Here is a 22,884-nt window from a genome sequence, read left to right on the forward strand (position 1 = left end):
TTTTCTATACACAATCATTTCTAACGCCTAAAGCTTGACAATGAAATCTCCTTTATTCAACAGGGGCAGGCAGTGCTTTGCCTGGCTGCTCCTGCTCTCCTTTGTGGTGCTGCAGTATGCGGCACAGGGGCAGTCAGCCCCGCTGCGCCGCCCTATCTCGCCGCAGCAGCCTGCGTGGTTTATCCATATCGATTCCTGGAACCAGGCCGATCCGCAAAAGATCATCAATATGGTGCCGGCAGATATACGCCCTTATGTAGTATTTAATATTTCTATTTCCATTAATCACGACCGGCTTACCAGTAAATGGCTGCAGGCCGAGTATGGGTATGAAATTGCCAAAAGCTGGTTGCGTGTATGTGCCGAAAACCGGGTATGGGCTATGATACAACAGAGCAGTGGCGGCTTTCAGCACTTCTCCCAATCCGATCTTACGGTGTATGAGGAGTTTTACCGCGATTATCCCAACTTCATTGGCTTTAACTATGCCGAGCAGTTCTGGGGGTACGATGGCAGTCTGCAACCCCCTTCCAGTGGTAGTTACGATGCTATTTCCCCGCCCTGGGCAGATCGTATTAATCTTTTTGCTAACCTGCTGCAGCTGAGCAACCGCTATGGTGGTTATCTGGCCGTAAGCTGGTGCCCCAACCAGTGGAACCCCAACATCAACCCTATTGGTATGTTGAAGCGAAACGCTGCTTTTGCTGCGGCCTGCCGTAACTATACCGAAAACTATATACTGTGCGAAAAGTATACGCAGCAAAGCTATCAGCATGATATGGAGAGCACCTGCCTGGGTGCTTATGTATCCGGCTATGCCGGCCAGTACGGTATCCGTTATGATGAAACCGGCTGGACAGATTCCAGCGGTACGCACGCCAACTTTACGCCTGCTACAGGCATAGCACCCCACCTGGAGCACATTATGTTTACCGGGCAAACCGTGATAGACGGGCCCGAGCTGATTATGACGCAATCTTCGCGCGAGCTCAGCACCGGTACCACGCCTGATGGGTTTACTACCCGCCGCTGGGAGTTTTATCCGCAGTTTCATAATGTGAACGTAGATCTGTTCCGGAAAATACTGGATGGCAATATGCGTATACCCGGCCGCCGCGAAGTGATAGACCGCACCAAAGTGGTACTCATTGCCAACCTCAGCAGCGGCAGTAATCAGGATCAGTACAGCACCCCGCAAACGCTGTTTGAAGGGCTGTACCGTATGGATAGCGATGGCAACTATGAATTCAACAAAAGCTTCTTCAAAAAAACGGGTCGCTACCCGGCTGTGCCTATTGTATACCAGCTGGATGATACGGATGCCAATTCTTTTGCTGTTAAGGTAAACAAGTCGGACTATGCTACACGCTGGCCCTCTGTTACCTCTAAAGTAACAGAGTTCAACACGCTGTTCCCCTCAGAATACACCGGTACACTGTATGCGGGCAGGCACGAGAATGGCTGGGTTACGTATAATCCCTACAAAACCAATCAAACTGCCACGGCCTCTATTCCCTTTAAGTACAACACCTGCACCAATATGGAGCTGAGCTATTCCCAATATTCCGCCGGTGTTATTAAAGAGTACAGCAACCGCCTGAATGTGTATCTGAACAATTATGATAACGTACTTAATACCGGTTTAAAAACAGACATCATACGCGTATATGGCGCCAGCACACAGCCTACCTGGTCTTATACTGACAGGGCTAGCCATCAGGCCAGCACGGTAACATCCGGCTGGTCGGGCGGTGTGTTTACGCTAACGGTGCAGCACAATGGCGCGCTGGATATTGTAATCAACTGTGCCGGTACGGCCACCGGCAGGCTTACCGCCTACACCCCGGCGGTACTGAATGCACCCACTGCCCCGGCGGTATATGCAGGCCCGCTGCAACATGAGGCGGAGCATTTTGATTTCAAAAGCATTAATGGTAATACGGCCAATGGTGTTAGCGGTGCTGTGCGTAACTATACCGGCCAGGGCTACCTGCGTTTCGGCAGCAACGCGGCCGCCAGCATACGTGATACTGTTAACCTGGCCTATGCAGGCACTTACCAGCTACGTACCCGCTACAGCGTAACCGGTGGTAATGTAAACACCATAGGGCTGTATGTAAATGGCAGCCTGGTGGCTACACCCGTGTTTACCCAAACCGATAGCCTGAGTGCATGGGCGGTACAAACGCAGAACATTACCCTGAATGCGGGCAACAATGTAATTGAATACCGCGCCAGTGCAGCTGCACCGCAGAATGTGTACTTTGATAACATGGTAATTGTACCTGCCGGCAGCGGTGGCAATATTATACAGGAAAATACCACCGGCTTCTGCAGTGTAAACGGCACGGTAGATACCAATAACGGAGGTTACACCGGCGCGGGTTTTGCCAACACCGATAATGCCATAGGTAATGGTGTTAACTGGAAACTGAACTTTGCAGCCAGCGGTACCAAATCGTTTACTTTCCGCTATGCTTCTATTGATACCAGAGCCGCCAATCTGCTTATAAACGGTGCGGTGGTAGCTACCCATGTAAGTTTTCCATCTACCGGTTCGTGGACAAGCTGGGGCACGGTTACCGTATATGCCAGTGCCGCCTCCGGTACGCGCGATATAAGGCTGGAAGCCACCGGCACCAGCGGTTTACCCAATGTGGATTATATAGAAGTAGTGGGCGGCACTGCGGCTAACTGCACCACCGGCCTCAGTACCCTCATGAATGCCCCCGCCGGTACGGATATATCGCAAAAGCTTACCGGTAAAGAAGTGGGTGTGGAAGTATTCCCCAACCCTGCCCAACACCAGGTAACCGTACGTTTAGGCAGCCGCTGGAAAGCAGGCGATCAGCTGATGCTGTGCGATGCCACAGGCAAGCCTGTGCAAACCAGGCGTATTAAAAGCAATGCAGAACAACTGAATGTGGGGCAGCTGCCTCCCGGTCTCTATTTTATAAATGTGGCTAACAACAGTGGCGCGCATGCATCGCTGCCGTTGGTTAAGCAGTAACAATCGTTTGTGTAAAAAAAGCTGCCTTCTGCAAAACAGGAGGCAGCTTTTTATTATTTTGCTACATGATCCATTATCATCAGAAGATATTTAAGCCGGTTAGCAATACCGAAAATGGTGAAACCTCATCGGAAACGGTGTTTTACTACAAACAGGAGGGCAATATTCTCACCGCTGAATATTCAGGTGGTAAAATTATATCCGGACACCTGATTGGTTTGGTGGATGAAAACGGCGGTATAGACATGCGCTACCATCAGGTAAATGATAAGCATGAATTGATGACGGGCATCTGTAAATCAACTCCCGAAATAATGGCAAACGGTAAAATACGGCTGCATGAAGTTTGGGAATGGACTTCGGGCGATCAGTCAAAGGGGCATTCTATTATTGAGGAACAGTAGTGCCAATCCGGCTATTCCAGCATTTATACAGGGCGGCCGCTCACAGCTGCTGCGCAGTATCGTCGTCATATACGGCATTTCTGATGGCAGTATCCATCTCCTGCGCCTGTTGTTCCAGTAACTGAAGGTAAGAAGCTGTTTTTTCATCATAAGTAAGTTTTTCCTGCTGTATCAGATGTAACATACCGATGATATTAGCCAGCGGAGACCGGATAATATGACTGTGCGACCAGGATATTTTACGCAGCTTTTCACGCGTATGGGACAGATCTGTTTTGTCGCGGCCTATGGAAAATACTTTGCCTATTGTTACGTCTGAAACGGCTACCCACTCAATGAGTTTATAGCGTGCGTCTGCTGACTGTATTCTGTTTTCATAAGTAAGTTGCTCCTGCTGTTTTAATAACTCAAAAGCGCTGCTGGTTAACCCGTGGTCATCCGGATGTACCAGATCGGTCAGTCGCTTTTGTAACAGCACTGCCTCACTATAGCCCAGTATGTTGTTACAGGCAGCGTTTACTGAAATAAACCGCCCGTCCATATCCTGTACGGCAATAAGATCTGCTGAGTGATTAAACACATTGAGTAATTCCTGCTGTATGGCTTTTTTATGCAGGGCACCCCCCAACAGGGCTGAGATATGGCTGAGTATAATTTTAATGTCATTGTTTCTGGGATGTTCTTTGGTGTCCAGCAGAAAAATGGCTGCAATAAATGAGTTATCTTCTTTATCAACCACCGGAACGGCCAGTACCGTTTTAAAGTGATTGCCGGCTACAATCAGCTTTCCATTGCCACAGGTTTCCATGGTTTTAGCCGTATTCAGGCAAACCGGCATCATCCGGTGTTGCTCAAACCACAATCTTAATTCATCTACCTGCACCTCCCTGGTGGTCTTTTTAAAAAAAGTGGCCTGTACCGGGCCGCTGCGTTTTTGAAAACCACTGGCCATTACCATTTCTTTTCCCTTTATATCAGGCATGCGTATTTCTATTGCATTCCATCCTGAAAACCTGATAATGATTCTTGCCAGCGATTGCACCGCTCCTTCCAGGGTGTTGCTCTGCCTTATACCTGCAAAGGCCCGTCTTGAAAGGAGTGTGCTCTTTGCTGCCTGTAGGCAGTATCCATTAAATCATACAGCGGATTACCCAGCAGTTCTTTCTCCGGCATCCCTAAAACGTTGCAACAGGCCTTATTTACTGCTATAATTTCTGCGCGGGTGTTTACCCATAACACCCCTTCCGAAATATTATCAAAGGCAGCCATTATAAAAGGCGGTATCTGTAACAGGCTACTGGCAATGTACCCCATAAGCAGGATTTAGTTAAATATACAAATGGCATAGCTTTTAAGTAAAGACTGTTTTTGTGAGTACCGCTGACAAAAACAAAGTCTATCCTCACTAAGTTACAATTTTTTGAGCCCCGCATCTACATCATCTTAATTTAGGTTGTTAACGGTGGCATTGCTTAATTTGAGCTCAATTTCCACTTCTTATGGCAACGCTCAGAGAACACTGTCTAACCGCAATAAGACGCTATAGATTTTTTGTCTGGAAATCCATGCGCAACGGGAGAAATAGTACACATGATGTTTTTGAATACTGGCAAAACAACCTGTTCGCATTTGTTATAACATGGATAATACCCGTAAGTGTATTGGTTACGCTGGTAATGGGTTTTTATGAGCGTGAGCATGGAGAGGTGAATATTATTGTGGCTAATACCTGCTTTTTAGCAGCTATAAACCTGATTGTATTACAGCGTTCGATCAGCCTTTTTTTCCGGAAAATTGCGTTTGCAGTTGTTCTGGCAGCTTTTGCTATAGCAGCCGCATGCTGTTTGCATAAGCCTGAGCTGGGGTGTATGTATCTGTTTACATGCAGCATTTTTATGGTGCTCTTCTTTCCCGGAAAAATTTCCTATGCAGGGCTGCTTACCAATGTGGCTGTTTTTCTTTTGTTTTCCGTTTATCTGTTCATCAGCCCCGGCGCATACATTACTTACCATATCAGCCTTTACAGCTGGATTGTTTTTTCTGTCAATTTTCTGTTTATAGATGTGGTGGTAATTTTATTGATCCGCATGCTGCTTACCAATATTAAACGAAGCCTGGAAGTGCAAAAGGAGTTAAACAGGCGTCTTCTGGAACAGAGGCGTTTAGAACAGGAGCAACATCGCCGTTTGCGTGAAATAGCATTTATACAGTCACACCTGGTAAGGGCCCCCTTATTAAATATCAAAGGTATTACCAGCTTAATCAGTCATACCCGCAACCACAATATTGAAGAGCCACTTTTGATAAGTCTGGAAAAATCGGTTGATGAACTGGATGGAGTCATCAGGTCTGTTGTGGAACGCACCTCTTTTTAATTTGCGAATCCGGGTGATATTATATTTGCGTATATGTTGCATCCCCTTAGAGTACATATCGAATCTGTGAGTAAGCTTACCGATGAAGAGTTTGAGTATATCCTAAGCCATTTTACTGCCGTAAAGTATAAGAAGCATAATATGCTGGTACGGGAAGGCGATCTGGTAAAGCATGAATACTTTGTACTGAAAGGCTGCCTGCGTTCCTATATCACGCACCCCGATACCGGTAAAGAGTTTACCTATAGCTTTGCTGCTGAAAACTGGTGGATATCTGAACGGGAGGCTTTTACCAAAGGCGTTCCGGCAGCAACAGCGATAGAATGCCTGGAAGATTGTGAGCTGCTGGCTTTATCACACGACAACCGGATGAAGCTGGGCCGTGAACTGTGGAAGTACGAACATTATGTGGCGGAGAAAGGTGCGCTGGGGTATGTGGCCATACAAAAGCGGATGCAACTGATGCTGATGGGCAGTCCTAAAGAACGCTTTGAAAACTTTGTTGAGCAGTACCCGCAGTTATATAGCCGTATATCTAAAACCATCATCGCCTCCTACCTCGGGGTATCGCGGGAAACTATAAGCCGTTTGTACCGGAAATAACGGCACAAAAGTCACAGTTTTAAAGTGCGTTTTGTGCCCTGTGCCGCCATAAGCATGGCCGAAGTTTGTGTTAAAATTAAAAGATGATGACACAAACTAATTTACCAGGCTTTAGAAGATGTATGCTGGTATGCATACTCCTGATCGGTTTCTATGCTGCCAATGCCCAGCAACCAGGTGCTGCCCTACCCTCCCAGCCAGGCTATTACCGCATGCCCATAGGCGAAGCCGAGGTAATAGCAATATCAGACGGAACCCTTCCATTAAACCTCCATACGTTACTGCACGAAGCTAAGCCCGGCGAGCTGGATAAGCTGCTGCATCAGAACTTTCTGGACAGCGTGGTGGAAACATCCATTACTGCTTTTGTGGTAAAGAGCGCCGGACAGCTGATATTGATTGATGCGGGATGCGGTAGCTTTTTCGGGCCATCGCTGGGCAAACTGCAGCAAAACCTGCTGGCAGTGGGTATACACCCGGAGGATATTACCATTGTACTGCCTACCCATTTGCACGCCGACCATGTTGGCGGACTGGTGAAGGATGGTAATAGGGCATTTCCCAACGCAACCGTGTACATCAGCCAGCCGGAGGCAGATTTCTGGCTCAATGCAGCTAACAAACAAACCGCCAATAAACGTGCTCAACCCTTTTTTGATGGCGCTCAGGCAGCAATAGCCCCCTATCAAAAGGCAGGAAAAGTGAAAACCTTTCAACCAGGTAGTCAGCTGTTTCCCGGCCTGTCATCTGCCCCTTCCTTTGGGCATACACCCGGCGAATGTTTTTATATACTGGAAAGCAAAGGACAAAAGCTGCTGTTCTGGGGCGATATAGTACATGCAGGCGCAGTACAGTTTGCCAACCCCGGCATTACCATTGATTTTGATGTGGATCTGGCAGGCGCTAAGGCTACCCGTAAAAAGGCATTTGAAGAGGCAGCTAAAAATGGATACTGGATTGCAGCGCCACACCTCTCTTTTCCGGGTATTGGTCATCTGAAAGCCTCCGGTAACCATTATGAATGGATACAGGCTAATTACAGCGCGCTAACTGTGAATGAATAGTAAGCCACCTGGTGGCTTTTAATAAAACGGCCGTCCTGCTTATAAAAGAGGGCGGCCGTTATTCTGTCTCGGTTTAGCCGATATAAACAAATCGGGAGAAAACTACTTATACTATTTTCAACACCACCGCGTACGGCTGCGCCGTTTTTTGATCGGGTAGGTTTACTAACAGTTCTGTACTGCTGCGTTTGTGTGTAAGCTCCGCGCCACCCACCAGCTGCACTTTGTTGATATCTCCCGGCCATAAGGGGTTACCGGCACTTAAGCTTTTAATACGTGCCACACCCTCTTCCGGCCAGCCCATCAGCACGGCGTACAGGGTTTTACCTTTCAGTGTAAAACGGATGTCGGTTGCGTCCATGCGTTTGCCTTTGCCTTCGTTAAAGCCCTGGGCCGATAAAGGCGCTGCGTTTTCCATGGCAGGCCCTTCGCCCAGTACTTTCCACGGGGTGGTATCGTAAATACATTCACTGTTTACCTGCATCCAGGCGGCTACCTCTTCCAGTATGGCGCGCTCCTGCTCATCAATGCTGCCGTTGCCTTTAACCGGTACGTTTAATAAAAAGTTGCCGTTTTTGCTCACCACATCTACCAGGGTTTGTACCACGGTGCGGGCGCTTTTATAGCCTTTATGGTCGTACACACGTTTATCGTAGTGCCAGTTGCCTAGGCAGGTGTCGGTTTGCCAGGTAAAGGGTTCTATTACATTGCTCTGGCCGCGTTCAATATCCCATACCAGGCATTGGCGCTGCATTTCATCCAGTATTTTACCAAACACTACTGCATCCAGCCGTCCATTGTTGCGTTGTATGCTTTTGTTGTAATGGTGGGCTGTTATTTTCAGGCCTATATCGTTAATAGGATGAAAAGGCAATACCGTATCATCAAAGTAAATCAGCTCCGGTTCGTATTTATCAATCAGCTCAATGGTTCTTTTGTAAAACAGTTCGCAGTAGGCTTTGGAGGGTAATGCCACGCCGTTGCCCCAGTGCCACTGCGCATGAATATTCAGGTTGTTTTCTGTACTGCTTAAAGGGTGGTTCTGAGTATATAAATCCTGCGGATCAAGCCCTTCCCACCACAGGCCTTTGCCGTCTGCTTTGGTAAGTTTGCCATCGTACGGTACGCCCTGCAAAGGGCCTTTTTTATCAGCCAGCTGTGCGGTTTCATACCATGTCCATGCGTGGGCCGCATGCACGCTTACGCCAAACGGCAGGCCCGCTGCTTTAGCGGCTTTGGCCCAGCCGCCAATGATGTCTTTTTTAGGGCCCAGGTTTACGGAATTCCAGTAGTGGTGTTTGCTGTTCCACAAATCCAGGTTATCGTGGTGGTTGGCCATGGCAAAAAAGTATTTTGCCCCTACCCTTTTATAAAAGTTCACCAGTTCTTCCGGGTGCCACTCGTCTGCCTTCCACTGGTTTATTACATCTTTAAACCCAAACTTAGAGGGATGGCCATATTTTTTAACATGATAGTTGTACTGGTCGCTTCCTTCTTCATACATGCCGCGTGCATACCAATCGCCATATTCCGGTTCGCACTGTGGCCCCCAGTGTGCCCATATACCAAACTTGGCTTTCTTATACCACTCCGGTACCTGGTAGCCCTGCAGCGAGTTCCAGGTGGGTTGAAAGCGGCCTTTTGCCATATATCCGTCAGAGCCGTCTAACAGGCCCATGGCATTGCCTTTGGTAGCTAACAGGTAAGCAGGTACAGCCATTCCCAGCTGTTTCAGTAACATTCTTCTATCCATGGTTGCTGTTGTTGGTGGTTTGTTGTATACAATCGTTGCTCAAAACTAGCTGTCTGTAATGAAACATCTTTGACCGGATTCGACTTTGTATTATATATATCCGACACTGGCTTTTTATCATCCGATGGGTTCCGGGGTAGTCAACGCATCACCGGCACTTTCGGCTACAACAAAAGGCGTTTAGGATAAAGGAACCTTTTCATATGACTTCATTTTTGTATCGACTAAAAGATACAACATGACATTCAACAGTAACCTGAACATGCTGCTTATTGTACTGGCTTCCTGTATGGGCACTACCATGGCAATAGCTCAGTCAACAGGTAATTTTAAAGGAAAAATTATCGATCACGCTACCAAGCAACCCATTACAGGCGCCAGTGTTTACATGGCTGCAACGCAGTCCGGAGCTACTACAGGTTCGGGCGGGGAATTTACTATCAACGGCATAACACCTGGCAGCTATGCGGTAACCATTACGCATATTGGCTTTCAAACCAAATTGATCAGTGAAATAACAATCGTGGCCAACAAAACCTACTATTCGGAAATAGAACTGTTGGAAGAAGCAGGAAAAATGAATGAGGTGGTTGTAAGAGCCAATAGATTCAGCAGTGAAAGAAATCCGCTTACCCCTGTTTCTACCTTTTCCTATTCCAGAGAGGAAATTTTCAGAAACCCCGGCGCACAGGGGGATATTATGCGCGCCTTATCCAGCCTGCCGGGGGTGGTAAGCAGTGGCTCGCAATTTTCTGCTATTGCAGCGCGCGGGCAGGGTACGCGGGATAACATTTATATGGTAGACGATATTCCTATGTTCGATCTATCGCACCTGGAGGCAGAAGGTTACGCCTCCGGGTTTAACGATCCCAATGGTGGGCGGTTCAGCATTTTTGCACCCAGGGTAATAGACAATGTCACTTTTCAAAATGGCGGTTTTGATGCAACGTACGGGCGAAGGTCTTCTTCCATGCTTGCATTGGGCGTAAAGGAAGGCAACAAAGCAAGCTGGTCGTTCAGCGGTCAGTTTGATTTATTAGGGGCAACCCTGATGGCAGATGGCCCTGTTTCTAAAAAAACAAGTGTTTTTGCCTCTGCCCGTTACCAGAATTTTGCAGTGCTGATTAATATGCTGAACGAGCAACGTACGGCTATTTCCTTTGGAGATTATTTAATCAAAACCACTACCCAACTCAACGAAAAGAACAAGCTGTCTGTGATTGCCATGTATAACCCCGAGCGGCCCTACAGAACTATTGATGACGTGGAACCCGGCATAAACCTGAATGAGGATAACAGCGGCGGCACCATGTTATTTAATCACAGGGGCAGCAAAGCGCTGGCAGGCCTCAATTTGCGTACGCTGCTTAACTCCGGCAGCTATCTGAACAATGTGTTATACTACCGGTCATCTACGGTAGATAACCGCTTTGGCAGGTATACGCCTTCTCTTACAACAGGCGGAGAAGTGATAGACCCGAAACACGGCATATACGAGGCAAACCTGAGAACCATCAAAAACGATCAGCAGGAAATAGGCTATCGCTCTATTTATACCAGGCGCTTTAACAGCGTAACCTTAAAAGCCGGCGTGGATGCCATGCTGGTAAACCTTGATTATGCAAGAACACTCAGCCATACCGATACACTGTATAGCTACCGCACCAATGATATTCCGCTCAATTCAACGCATCATTTTCAGGTGGTAACCCCCGCTTATTACAATTCGGTTTTTGATGACAATGCTTTTAATGGATCTGGTTATGTAACCTTATCCTGGCAGGTTACCCATGCGCTTACCCTTAACCCCGGTGTACGGTACGACTATACCGGTTTTACCCAACAACATACTCTTTCGCCCCGGTTAAGCGGCAGCCTTACTATCAATGACCGGCAAAGCATCAATTTTGCTTCAGGTATTTACTACACAGATGCCGCCTATGCCGATATCGCAGGTCAGTCAGCCGGCAATCAACTAAAAAACGAGCGCGCTATTCAATCCATTCTGGGCTATAAAATTCAGTTTTCAGGTGATTTGAAATTTGTAGCCGAAGGCTGGCATAAGCAGTTTAACGATGTGGCAGTACAACCCAACAGAAACCAAAGCCTTATCACCAACAATGGCAGTGGAACTGCTTATGGCGGGGATATCAGCCTCACCAAAAGGTTGTCGAAAAACTACTATGGACAAATCAGCTATTCCTATATACACAGCAAAAGAGACGACCACGATGGCAGGGGCACTTACAACCATAATTTCAGCATACCGCATACCATCAGTGTAATGGGTAGTTACAAGCCCAATAACAAATGGATTTTTTCCGGTAAATTCCGCTACAGCACCGGCCGCCCTACCGATGATTATATCGTACATCAGAATGTATTGAACAATCCCGCTTATATGAGGGCTTCACAGGAAATAACCGCGGTGAACGGCAAAAGACTACCTGATTTTTTTAGCCTGGATGTAAGAGCAGACTATAATATACCTACCAGATGGGGCCTTTTTTCTGCCTTTGTTGATCTGGTGAATATCAATAACCGGTTTAACCTGAATGCAGAAGTATTTGTACCCAATACCGGCCAGGTATCTAACGTAGGGCTGGGCGTGTTTCCCACCTTCGGTGTAAGGGTAGAGTTGTAATTTCAGCCATCATTTGTAGCATCAGCAGTAAAATAGATAACAATGAATAACAATATTATACGTATCAGTTCTATTGCCGAGGGACATAAGGCGCAGCAGCTGCCACCGCCTGCACATCCGCTCATCAGTATTGTGAATTGCGAAGACATGAATCCCCGGGCAGTAGGAAATCCTGGCGTAAGAGTGCTGCTGGATTTATATACTATTTCCATCAAAACGAATTGTAATAAAATACCGTACGGACATCAGCAATACGATTTTGAAGCAGGCATGATGGCTTTTATGGCACCCAACCAATTGCTGGGAACAAGAGATGTTTCCGATCCGCAACCCAAAGGCTGGATGATGTTTATACATCCCGACTTTTTCTGGAACACCCCTTTGGCAGAGAAAATAAGGCAGTACGAATTTTTTGACTATGCGGTGAATGAAGCTTTATTCCTTTCCGAAAAAGAACAGGCCCTTATTAACGGCATCTTTGATAATATACGCCTGGAGTATCACTCCAATATTGATAAGTTCAGCAAGCAGATCATGATTTCGCATCTGGAAAATTTACTGAGCTATGCGGACCGGTTTTACAACCGGCAATTCATTACCCGGGAAAAAAGCAGCCACCAGTTGCTGGACAAGTTGAATAAACTGCTTCTGGATTACTTCAATAGTGATGATCTGGCTATAAAAGGACTTCCCACCGTGCAGTTGATATCAGAAGCGCTCAACGTGTCACCCGGTTATTTAAGAGGGTTGCTGAAAGCGTTGACCGGCCAGAGCACACAGCAGCACATTCACGACAAACTCATCGAAAAGGCCAAGGAAAAATTATCGACTACCCGGTTATCTGTAAGCGAAATTGCCTATGAACTGGGTTTTGAACACATGCAGTCGTTCAGCAAATTATTTAAACAAAAAACCCGGCAAAGTCCGTTAGAGTTCAGGGCCCTGTTCAACTGATAGGTACTAAAACAGCCGGGAAAATGTCCCGGCTGTTTTTTTAACCTGTTGCTATTTATCGGTACTAATACTTTCTGCCTGCAAATGATAAATGCGGTTCATCAGTACCCACTTCTGCCCTTCTTTAGCCCAGGGCAGCGGTTGCTGAAATTTCCACATCAGCTGTTCCCACTGCTGTACCACAGGGTTGTTAACATCCATATCCTCTTTCTTTTCAAAAGAAAAGCGGTCGTCTGTATCCATGATCATAACTAACCGGTTACCCGTACGGTAAATTTCCATACCGGTAATACCGGCCTCCTGTATGCTTTGGGTTATTTCGGGCCATCCGTTTTCTGCACGGTGCCATTGCTCATACTCCTGTATCAGTGCCGGGTCATCTTTTAAATCCAATGCCAGTATATACCTTTTCATATGCCTGAAGCTGCTGCTGAGTAAATGGGTTTAGTGCAGAACGAAGATAACCGCTGCGCCCTTTCAGTTCTTCTAAAAAAACTACTTTGTTTTATACAAATCAGACTAATACCCCGTGTTCTGCCCCAACGCCGGGTTAATATCCCATTGCGATTGTGGTACGGGCCACAGTTCATTTCTGCCCGCTACAAAGTTTCTCCGCTGGTAAATAAAAAAGCCGTTGGCATCTACCGGGTAGTCTTTATAATTAGCCGGGTCGTTGGTAAGCTTCATGCCGGTAAACTGTCTGTTCAGTTCGGTAGCAGCGGTGCCCCAGCGCAGAATATCGTAGTAATGCAGCCCTTCAAAAGCCATCTCCACCAAACGCTCGCGGCGTACAATGGGGCGCAGTGTGGTGGCAGCTGTTGCCGTAACGGGTGGCATGTTCACCGTAGCACGACCCCGCACCAGGTTAATAGTAGCATCCAGTAACGCCTGATCTATCGGGTCGCCCGCTTCCATTTTCGCTTCCAGATAACTCAGCAGCACCTCCGGATAACGGATGAGCGAAAAGTTGCCGCCATAGTTCATCAGGTTGCCGGAGAAAGTGCTATCCATATACTTGTTAATGCAATAGCCGCTCCAGTTGTATTTGTTCATTCTGTCCGGCGAGTTAGAGCCGGGTGTGCTTACAAACAGATTGCCTTTAAACCGCGTGCGGTTGTTAATCATAATGGTATAATCCAGCCGGGGGTCGCGGTTATCGTACGGATTGTTTTTATCGTACAAAGGCGATTCGCTGATGGTTTTACCATCTTTACATTCAAAGCTTTGTACCAGCTCGTTATAAGGCGAATACTGGTGCCAGCCGCCAAAGGCCTCGGGATACAGGTACTGCGGCGTTACATGCCCGTAGGTATCTTCTATAAACTGCGAGGCCATGATAATTTCCTTACTGTTCTCCCCCACCTGCATAAACAACTGCCGGTAGCCGTTCTGATCAATTACGTACGTGCCATTGTCTATAATGGTTTTGTAAGTAGCAGCAGCTGCTGTCCATTTTTTCATAGCCATCTGCACGCGGCCCAGTATGGCCAGCGCTGCACCACGCGTCATACGTCCGTTTTCAGCCGCAATGCGGGTAAGCGGTAAAGCGGCATTGTTATCCTGCAGGTCTTTCTCCACAAAAGCCCATACTTCTGCCTGCGGCGTGCGGGTAATGCTGTTGGCTTCTGCAACGGTAAGCAGGTGTTTGGGCAAAGGCACCGCACCGTAATACAGCGCCATGTTAAACAGTTCGTAAGCGCGTATGGTGCGTACTTCTGCTGCCATCATGGCTTTTTTAGTGGCATCCATGGCAATGCCATCGATATGATCGAGAAAGTTATTGCAGGTGGCAATTTTCTTATAAGAGTTGGCCCATACGTTATTGATAAGCCAGTAGGCCGAAGTAAGCGTGCCATCTGTTACATGGTCGGGTATCAGTTCTTTTTCAGAACCCAGGCCCGCCATCATATCCAGATGTATCATATCCCGCGGCATCCAGAAGGTTTCGCCTGTCCAGCCCGCGCCTATGTTATAGCAGCCGGTTAAAGCCAGAGTGGCATCTTTTTCTGTTTTCCAGAAAGTGGCATCGGAAATGGCATCCAGCGGCTGTTTATCCAGAAAAGCTTTTTTGCAACCGGTACTGCAGGCCGCCACAATAGCCAGTACACTTATATATTTTTTCATGGTAATCATGTTTTGTTAAACCAATAGCATCCGTTAAAAAGTAGCATTGAGGCCGAAAGTAAGTACACGCGTAAGCGGGTAAAACTGCGACCCATCGCCGGTGGACATATTCATTTCCGGATCCCATCCTTTGTAAAAATGATTCAGGCTAAACAGGTTTTGTCCGCTGAAATACAAACGTAACCGGCTCAGCTTAGCGCGGCGCGTAAGTGCCTCCGGTAAGGTGTAACCCACCTGCAGGCTTTTCAGGCGTACAAAGCTGGCATCGCGGTTCCAGTAGGTTGATGACATAATGGTGCCACTGCCGCCGTTTAACGCGGTCAACTTAGGGTAAGCCGCATTGGGGTTAGGGTTGTCTGCCGTCCAGCGGTTATCTGCCTGCCAGCGCTGTATTTGTCCGCCGTTGTAAAAGCCAAACGCTGCGTAACTACCTATCTGTTTCTGGTAGCCGCCCAGGCCCTGGGCCAGCATATAAAAATCAAAGCCTTTGTAGCTGGCAGTAAGGGTAAGGCCATACGTGTATTTAGGTATGGTGTTGCCAATTACTTTTCTGTCGTAAGTGGCATCCACCTTACCATCGGGTTTGCCGTCCGGGCCGCTGATATCTTTATAGCGTACAAAACCCGGCTCGGCCGCATAGGGTTGGGATGCGTATTTAGTAATGTCATTATTATCCACAAACAGTCCGTCTGCCTCATAGCCATAAATTACGCCTATCGGCTGACCTACAAACAGGTTGCTGCCCAAATCGTTCCGCAGGCCGTTCGCCAGCGAGGTAACGCGGTTACGGGTATAGGAGAAGTTAGGCGCTATGCCCAGCTTAACCGGCCCTATGTTCTGGTTGTAGTTTACCGATACTTCAAAGCCGGTATTTTTAACCGAGCCAATGTTTACCGGTGAGGTAGACAGGCCCAGTACCGAAGCCGTAGCTACCGTGTACAGTACCCCGGTAGTTTTTTTATCAAACCAGTCAAACACCATACCCAGCCTGCCGTTGAGTATACTCAGGTCAAACCCTATATCGGTGGTTTGGGTACTTTCCCAGGTAATAGCTGCGTTGCTTAAACGGGTGGTAGCAGCACCGGAGGTAAGTACGCCGCCAAAGGTATAGTTCTGCCCCAGGCTAATCAGGTTCTGATAAGGATAGGTGCCTACGTTCTGGTTACCCAGCTTACCCCAGCTGGCGCGCAGCTTCAGGTTGTTTACCCAGTACAGGTTGTTTTTAACAAAAGTCTCTTCTGAAATACGCCAGCCGGCGGAGAAAGAAGGGAAATACCCCCATCTGCCTGCAGAAGGAAAGCGCGAAGTACCATCACCCCGCAGGTTGGCTTCCAGCAGGTATTTACCCTTGTAAGCATAGTTCAACCTGCCAAAGTAACTGCGGATAGCCCACTCGGTGGCAGAGCCCTCGTTGGTCATACCCGTGGCAGAGCCTGCATTCAGCTCGTACAGCAGCGCGGTAGGAAAGTCTTTTCTGAAAGCACGCAGGTAGTTATCGTTGTATTTTTCCTGCGAAGCACCTGCCAGTACTGTAAAAGCATGATCTTTTATGGTGTAGTTGTACGTAGCCAGCGCCTGCAGCGTTAACTGTGCGCCCTGGCCTGAGGTAACTGTAAGGTTGTTGGGGCCTACATATTTATTGGCATCAAACTGAAAGTCTGCCGCATAATCTTTGTTGTAATAATCCCAGAAGTTATAACCTGCTTTACCGCTCAGGCTAAGGCCTTTCAGCGGCTGCCATATCAGCTCACTGCTACCCAGGAAGTATTTGTTGCTGCCTTTGTAAAAAGCGCCGCTGGCCAGCCAGGCTTCGTGGCCGTAGTTATCCTGGTAGCCATAGGTGCCGTCACTTTTTCTGCCGGCATATACAGGGCCTTCCCGCAGGGCATAGTTAATCATGCTGTTCATACCCCCATCATACTGGCGGGGTGAATTTTGAGAGGCGCTGTAGCCCTGCAGACTTACCTTCAACATCAGGTTATCAGAAAGCTTACCATCATCATTCAGCAGAAAATTATATTTCTTATATCCGTTCTGCGTTACAATACCATCCTGTGTAAGATAGCTTACGGCAAAGTTGTAGCGGTTGCGCTCGTTACCACCCATAAACGAAAGGGCATGGTTGCTCTGGAAACCGGAGCCCGAAGTAAGCAGGTTGTTGTAATGCGGTACGTTGGGGTAGTTATCAGGATCGCTCTGGTTGCGGAACTTTTCAATTTCCGCATCGGTATATACATTGCTGTAGCCCGCATTTTTATTGGCCTCGTTGCGTAGCGTAGCATACTCCCACGAAGGCACAAAATCCGGCAGTTCCGTGGCTTTTTGCCAGCCCACATAACCGTTGTAGTTTACCTGCAGCTTACCGCTTTTGCCGCGTTTGGTCTCAATCAATATAACCCCGTTGGCTGCACGGCTACCGTAGATGGAAGCCGAAGCCGCATCTTTTAATACAGAAATGCTGGCAATGTTGTTAGGGTCTACATCGTTAATAGAAGTAGCCAACCCATCTACCAGTACCAGCGGGCCGCCACCGGCACCATAGCTACCAACACCACGTATCACAATATCTGCCCCGTTATTGCCGGGCTGGCCTGCACCTTGCGATACCACTACGCCCGGCGCCAGACCCGCCAGTGCCTGAGACGTTTGGGTAATAGGCCTGTTTTCCACATCTTTTGTGGATATGGTAGCTACCGAACCGGTAAGGTTTACCTTTTTCTGCGTGGCATAACCTACCACCACCACATCGTTTAACGAATCTACTGCGGCCTCCAGGCTAATAGCATACGTACCTGCGGCTGTTAACGCCACCTCTTTGGTATGGTAGCCCAGCGCCGTAATTACCAGCTGCTTTTCGCCGGCGTTTAATACCAGGGTAAACGTACCCTGATCGGTACATACCGTGCTGGATTTGCTGAGCTTGGCGGCTACCACCGCACCGGCAACAGGCCGCCCGTCTGTAGCGTGTACCTCGCCGGTAATGGTTCTGCTGCCCGTTTGAAACGCCGCTGCGGGCAGTATATAACAGCAAAAACTGACAATTGTGGCAATAAGCACGCGTTTGAGCGGTGCGCCACTCATTAAACAGGGTAACATAATTGTTGTTTGAAGTTTGTAATGGGCATACAATAGCTGCATGCCTTAGGTAAAGACATCTATACGATGCTTTCGTGGAGCTGGCTCCTGTAAATGGTTCTTATTTTCTTTGCGTACTCATATGGCAACATTCAGCATGTTAGTGAATAAAACGGGATAGTATGAATTCTTACAATCGTAAATCAAAGCTAGAAATAGGCAAATGAATATCTTTGACCGGATTCGACTTTGTATTATATAAATCCGACATTGCCATTATGAGCCGCAGAATACTCAAACATACCTTTCCCCTGCTGAACATTGACTACGTAAGCCTTGATAAGCGTTGGAACTATAAAAACGTACTCAGCCCCTACTATCGTTTGTATTATATAGATCAGGGATGTGGCGATATAACCAATGGCAAAGAGCACTGGCTGCTGGAGCCAGGTTATATGTATCTGATACCCGGCTTTACCCTTTGCAACCTGCATTGCGCCAGTAACATGGGCCAATACTTTATACATTTTTTTGAAGATGCCGCTAACAGCATTTCGCTGTTTCATAACCACCGCACCATATTTAAAACACCCGCCAACGACATGGATATAGCAGGCTTTAAACGCCTGCTGGAGATAAACCCGCACCGCAAAATAAACCGCAGCGACAACCCTATGGTGTACGAAAAAAACATTTACTACAAAGAGTATGAAGCACTGAACAACCAGCAACCCTACGCGCTGTTTATAGAAACACAGGGCATACTGCTGCAGCTGGTAGCACGGTTTATAGGCCTGCAACAAGGCAAGCAGGATGTAACCAACGGCATACCCGCTAAAATAGTAGACCTGCTGGGCTATATTAACCTGAACCTTAACCAGGCCATTACCGTAAAGAAGCTGGCCGATATGACCAATTACCACCCGGACTATTTAAGCCGCCTGTTTATGAAGCTTACCGGCGAGCGGCCACTCAGTTACATACACACCAAGCGTATTGAAAGGGCGCAATACCTGCTGGTGACTACGCAGCTATCGTTGACGGAGATTGCGGAGGCTACGGGGTTTGATAACCTGCCCCATTTTTCGAGGGTGTTTAAGAATAAGACGAGTTTGCCGCCGGCGCGGTATCGGGAGCAGCAGTTTGGGAGTTGAGGTCAGTCTGGTGTGGAAGCCGCATGTTTAGCTGCCTCTTCTTTCCTGCTAGTCAAATAAGCCGTTGTCATTTAGTTAATCACAATTACCCATGTCATCCTGCAGCTGGTGCATCCCAATAAAAGGGAGGCACACAAGGATCACACTTAAATTTAAGTAATTTACCCAATGAGTGTCCTTCCGACTTCTTTTTCACGAATACATAGGCCAGATCAAGGTATTCTTCAATTTCTTTTCCGTTTTCGTCACGCCCTTTTAGTACCACAGAATAGTGTTTCCCGTCCTGCAAAGCCTTCCTAAACACCTCCTTAACCGTAACCCTTCGCAACGGATCGTCCTTGCAACAACTGCACCATAACACCACAACAGATTCCTTTTTCAGATAGGTTACCGCTTTCTCTGCCTGTTCCGGCGTTAGCGTGGCCAACTGATCAGCTTTTGCCAGTAACGTCATCAACAAAAGCAGCATTACAACTACAGATCTTTTCATAAAACTTGTTTATGGGTTTATCAAAGTTTCGTAAGGAAGATTAAAAGAACCGTCTGTTATGCTGATAGCCTGCCCCGCCAGATTGCGCACCGTGCCGGAGAATGAACCCTTAATACCGTCTTTGCTGATGGCTTCTATTTTCACAGTAAAAACATCATCTGAGTTAGAAGTATTATAAAGCAAAGTTCCATCCGGTTGCTGCACAGCGTAACGTGCTATCATATTGGGTTCCGCAGGTGTAACATACGTACCCGGGCCAATATTGCCGCCCAGTCGCCATATTTCAAAGTCCAGAGAAGGCGGCACAGGTCCGCCGGAAGTGGGATAAGATTCTTCATACCCGCCAACCACAATATGCTCCCAGCGGTTATCATTACCCCCGCCCTGGAAGTTAACAGTGTGGAAATCTACTTTTCTGCCACCAACAGCAGCCCTGAAGAAATAATCGCCGGTGGAAGGAGAATCGCCTCCGCCTTTATCTTTTGAACAAGCGTTCAGGCAGAGCACAGTAATTACCATACAAAGTGGCGTCAGGAATGTTTTCATAGCGTTGTTTATTTCAGGAATGGATAATGCAACAAAGTTATCAGAAGTTTCCTACTTAGGAAATACCAACTTTTGTCGTTTTTTTTCTACTGGTTTTCTGGTATTTTTAAAGCTCAACACCATACCCCACTTTTACATTGTCAATTACCACATGCGTGTAAAACTGTTTCACATCCGGATTGTCCATGAAGTATTTTTTCGAAAACTCTTCGTAATCCTTCATACTTCTGGCATTAACAATAATCACAAAATCGTAGATGCCTGCCACGTAATAACATTGCATTACCTGCGGGCATGCCAGAATCAGATGTTTAAACCGGTCTACCATGGCAGAATTACCCAGGTGTAAAGAAACCTCTACCACGCAGGACATTCCCAAACCAACCGCCGAAGGAGAAACAACGGATACATCGGCCACTATTACCTTGTCGCGCCTTAGCCTTTGCAAACGCCTTTGCACCGCACTGGTGCTTAAATTAACCAGCGCACCCAGCTGCTGTGCCGTCATCTGATTGTCTTTCTGAAGATAATTGAGCAGTACTGCATCAAGCTCATCCACTCCCTGCATATTTTACCCGTTTTAGCTAACACTCACACAAATATTGTGCATCTATAAAGGCAATTTAGTCAAAATGTGCAGTTGTGCCGGCCTAATTTTGAACCCTTAAACACACCAACCACATTGCTACAAATTATGATAAAGAAAGTATCCGCCACATCTGTAAACGCACTACTATTGCTAACTATTATGTGCTTTTATCTGCAGCCGGTGAGCAGCCAGAAGCCAACGCCAATCACCCAAAATACCATGATGGGAATTGATACTTTTATCGGTAACCGAATAAGGCAATCCGGTATGGTGGGCCTGGCAGCGGCGCTGATAGTAGATAAAAAAGTAGTGTGGAGTAAGGGCTATGGTTTTGCAGACAAAGAAAGCGGCCGGCCTTTTACAACCAACACCATCATTAACCTGGGCTCTATCGGCAAAGTGTTTACGGGTGTTTGCCTGATGAAGGCGGTTGAGGCGGGTAAACTGTCGCTCGATGAAGATATTAACCATTACCTGCCCTTTCAGGTGCGTAACCCAGACTTTCCGGATGACAAAATTACCTTGCGCCACATTGCAACACATACATCCGGCATAACAGACAGAGCCCCAGTTTACGACAGTACTTATTTTTATGGTGGCGACCCGCCTGAACCATTAGAAAAATTTCTGCAGGATTATTTTCTTCCGCAGGGCAGGTTTTATGCAAAGGATAATTTCCTCCATCATAAACCCGGCACTTACCGCGAGTACAGCAATATAGCAACAGCACTGGCGGGCTATATTATAGAGCGTGTTACCGGAGAGCAGCTGAACCAATACAGCAGGCAGCACATCTTCACCCCCCTTGGCATGAAACACACGGGCTGGTTTTTTCGGGAGATTGATGTTAAAAACCATTCCAGCCATTACGATATGCAAAATGATACCCTTAAAAAGATACCGCTGTATGGCCTTACCACCTACCCCGATGGTGGCGTAAGAAGCTCTGTAAATGAACTGTCCCGCTTTTTTATAGCTATGCTCAACAACGGTGAATATAACGGCAAACGTATACTGCGTAAGGAATCCGTTGCAGAAATAACCAGGTATCAGTTTACCCCTGCTAACAAGCCGGAGAACGTAAACATTCAAAAACTCAATTCCGGATTATTCTGGGCCACTAAACAAGGTGCAACAAGAATTGGCCATGGCGGTACCGACCCCGGTGTAAAAACAGAAATGCTGTCAGACCTTTCCAAAGAGGTAGCTGTAATTATATTTACCAACACCAGCCTGAGCGATAAAAATCTGTTCAGGTTCTATGTGTCTGTTATGGATGAGTTATTCAGGCGGGGGGCTGAAATAAAAGCGGGAAACGCACACACTAGCATCACCGGGCCGTAATGCCCGGTGCATTACCTTATTTCAGAGGTACGCCTTGATAAGTGTTAGAACTATAAAAATCTACTCATCGCTTGTATTGTATAGATCCGGGATGTGGCGATATAACCAATGGCAAAGAGCACTGGCTGCTGGGGGCAGGTTATATGTATCTGATACCCGGCTTTACCCTTTGCAACCTGCATTGTCCCGGTGGCATGGGCCAATACTTTATTCATTTTTTTGAAGGTGCCGCCAACAGCATTTCGCTGTTTCATAACCACCGTACCATATTTAAAACACCCACCAACGACATGGATATAGCAGGCTTTGAGCGGCTGCTGGAGATAAACCCGCACCGCAAAATAAACCGCAGCGACAAACCCATGGTGCACGAAAAAACACTTATTATAAAGAGTATGAAGAACAGAACAACCCTACGCCCTGTTTATAGAAACACAGGGCATACTGCTGCAGCTGGTAGCGCGGTTTATAGGCCTGCAACAGGGCAATCAGGATGTAACCAACGGCATACCCGCTAAAATAGTAGACCTGCTGGGCTATATTAACCTGAACCTGAACCAGGCCATTACGGTAAAAAAGCTGGCCGATATGACCAATTACCCCCCGGACTATTTAAGCCGCCTGTTTATGAAGCTTACGGGCGAGCGGCCGCAATAACTGCGGATGATTACGCAGCTATCGCTTACGGAAATAACGGAGGCTACGGGATTTCATAACCTGCCGCATTTTTCGAGGGTGTTTAAGAATAAGATGAG

General features: G+C 47.3%; 19 protein-coding genes. 10 read left to right on the plus strand and 9 right to left on the minus strand.

Annotation, left to right across the window (positions count from 1 at the left end; genetic code table 11):
* Positions 1-40: 40 nt before the first annotated feature.
* The gene (locus IEY13_RS16580; protein ID WP_188954101.1) at positions 41-3,010 is read left to right on the plus strand and encodes a glycoside hydrolase family 98 domain-containing protein; all 2,970 of its coding nucleotides are present in this window, start codon (positions 41-43) and stop codon (positions 3,008-3,010) included.
* Positions 3,011-3,075: 65 nt separating this feature from the next.
* Positions 3,076-3,414 (plus strand): avidin-fold protein, encoded by a 339-nt coding sequence (locus tag IEY13_RS16585; RefSeq protein WP_188954103.1) that lies wholly within the window; start codon positions 3,076-3,078, stop codon positions 3,412-3,414.
* A 40-nt stretch (positions 3,415-3,454) separates the two neighbouring features.
* Here the strand turns inward: IEY13_RS16585 and IEY13_RS16590 are convergent, their stop codons facing one another.
* Together IEY13_RS16590 and IEY13_RS16595 are read right to left on the minus strand one after the other, a co-directional pair.
* On the minus strand, positions 3,455-4,396 hold the full coding sequence (locus IEY13_RS16590) for a PAS domain S-box protein (protein ID WP_188954105.1): 942 nt from the start codon (positions 4,394-4,396) through the stop codon (positions 3,455-3,457).
* 86 nt (positions 4,397-4,482) lie between these two features.
* Positions 4,483-4,728, minus strand: coding sequence for a PAS domain-containing protein (locus IEY13_RS16595; protein ID WP_188954107.1), 246 nt, complete (start codon positions 4,726-4,728; stop codon positions 4,483-4,485).
* Positions 4,729-4,979: 251 nt separating this feature from the next.
* On the opposite strand from IEY13_RS16595, the gene IEY13_RS16600 reads away from it, so the two are divergent.
* The 3 genes from IEY13_RS16600 (at position 4,980) to IEY13_RS16610 (ending at position 7,456) form a co-directional block, all read left to right on the plus strand.
* Complete coding sequence (locus IEY13_RS16600; protein ID WP_188954109.1) at positions 4,980-5,789, plus strand: hypothetical protein; 810 nt, start codon at positions 4,980-4,982, stop codon at positions 5,787-5,789.
* Positions 5,790-5,822: 33 nt separating this feature from the next.
* Positions 5,823-6,392, plus strand: a complete 570-nt coding sequence (locus IEY13_RS16605; RefSeq protein WP_188954111.1) for a Crp/Fnr family transcriptional regulator — start codon at positions 5,823-5,825, stop codon at positions 6,390-6,392.
* Between the two features lie 83 nt (positions 6,393-6,475).
* The gene (locus IEY13_RS16610) at positions 6,476-7,456 is read left to right on the plus strand and encodes an MBL fold metallo-hydrolase (protein ID WP_188954113.1); all 981 of its coding nucleotides are present in this window, start codon (positions 6,476-6,478) and stop codon (positions 7,454-7,456) included.
* 106 nt (positions 7,457-7,562) lie between these two features.
* Here the strand turns inward: IEY13_RS16610 and IEY13_RS16615 are convergent, their stop codons facing one another.
* Positions 7,563-9,209: an alpha-L-fucosidase gene (locus IEY13_RS16615; protein WP_188954115.1), complete on the minus strand. Its 1,647-nt coding sequence runs from the start codon at positions 9,207-9,209 to the stop codon at positions 7,563-7,565.
* A 238-nt stretch (positions 9,210-9,447) separates the two neighbouring features.
* Between IEY13_RS16615 and IEY13_RS16620 the strand changes: the two genes are divergently transcribed.
* Together IEY13_RS16620 and IEY13_RS16625 are read left to right on the plus strand one after the other, a co-directional pair.
* Positions 9,448-11,853 carry a TonB-dependent receptor gene (locus tag IEY13_RS16620; RefSeq protein ID WP_188954117.1) on the plus strand — a complete coding sequence of 802 codons (2,406 nt, stop codon included), beginning with the start codon at positions 9,448-9,450 and terminating at the stop codon, positions 11,851-11,853.
* Positions 11,854-11,895: 42 nt separating this feature from the next.
* Positions 11,896-12,807, plus strand: a complete 912-nt coding sequence (locus IEY13_RS16625) for a helix-turn-helix domain-containing protein (protein ID WP_188954119.1) — start codon at positions 11,896-11,898, stop codon at positions 12,805-12,807.
* Positions 12,808-12,858: 51 nt separating this feature from the next.
* Here the strand turns inward: IEY13_RS16625 and IEY13_RS16630 are convergent, their stop codons facing one another.
* The 3 genes from IEY13_RS16630 to IEY13_RS16640 form a co-directional block, all read right to left on the minus strand.
* A complete protein-coding gene (locus IEY13_RS16630; protein WP_188954121.1) occupies positions 12,859-13,221 on the minus strand; it encodes an L-rhamnose mutarotase in 363 nt (120 codons plus the stop codon).
* A gap of 105 nt (positions 13,222-13,326) precedes the next feature.
* Positions 13,327-14,931 (minus strand): RagB/SusD family nutrient uptake outer membrane protein, encoded by a 1,605-nt coding sequence (locus IEY13_RS16635; RefSeq protein WP_229687894.1) that lies wholly within the window; start codon positions 14,929-14,931, stop codon positions 13,327-13,329.
* 33 nt (positions 14,932-14,964) lie between these two features.
* Positions 14,965-18,027, minus strand: coding sequence for a SusC/RagA family TonB-linked outer membrane protein (locus IEY13_RS16640; protein WP_188954124.1), 3,063 nt, complete (start codon positions 18,025-18,027; stop codon positions 14,965-14,967).
* Positions 18,028-18,284: 257 nt separating this feature from the next.
* Between IEY13_RS16640 and IEY13_RS16645 the strand changes: the two genes are divergently transcribed.
* Positions 18,285-19,160, plus strand: coding sequence for a helix-turn-helix domain-containing protein (locus IEY13_RS16645; protein WP_188954126.1), 876 nt, complete (start codon positions 18,285-18,287; stop codon positions 19,158-19,160).
* A gap of 94 nt (positions 19,161-19,254) precedes the next feature.
* On the opposite strand, the gene IEY13_RS16650 is transcribed toward IEY13_RS16645, so the two are convergent.
* From IEY13_RS16650 to IEY13_RS16660, 3 genes are all read right to left on the minus strand, one after another.
* Positions 19,255-19,650 carry a hypothetical protein gene (locus IEY13_RS16650; RefSeq protein WP_188954128.1) on the minus strand — a complete coding sequence of 132 codons (396 nt, stop codon included), beginning with the start codon at positions 19,648-19,650 and terminating at the stop codon, positions 19,255-19,257.
* Positions 19,651-19,659: 9 nt separating this feature from the next.
* A complete protein-coding gene (locus IEY13_RS16655; protein ID WP_188954130.1) occupies positions 19,660-20,196 on the minus strand; it encodes a hypothetical protein in 537 nt (178 codons plus the stop codon).
* A gap of 106 nt (positions 20,197-20,302) precedes the next feature.
* Positions 20,303-20,764 carry an Lrp/AsnC family transcriptional regulator gene (locus IEY13_RS16660; protein WP_188954132.1) on the minus strand — a complete coding sequence of 154 codons (462 nt, stop codon included), beginning with the start codon at positions 20,762-20,764 and terminating at the stop codon, positions 20,303-20,305.
* A 126-nt stretch (positions 20,765-20,890) separates the two neighbouring features.
* Here IEY13_RS16660 and IEY13_RS16665 point away from each other — a divergent pair, with 126 nt between their 5' ends.
* Positions 20,891-22,129, plus strand: a complete 1,239-nt coding sequence (locus IEY13_RS16665) for a serine hydrolase domain-containing protein (RefSeq protein ID WP_188954134.1) — start codon at positions 20,891-20,893, stop codon at positions 22,127-22,129.
* 71 nt (positions 22,130-22,200) lie between these two features.
* A complete protein-coding gene (locus tag IEY13_RS16670; protein WP_188954136.1) occupies positions 22,201-22,647 on the plus strand; it encodes a hypothetical protein in 447 nt (148 codons plus the stop codon).
* Positions 22,648-22,884 lie beyond the last annotated feature (237 nt).

Source organism: Filimonas zeae (assembly GCF_014641615.1).
GTDB lineage: Bacteria > Bacteroidota > Bacteroidia > Chitinophagales > Chitinophagaceae > Filimonas > Filimonas zeae.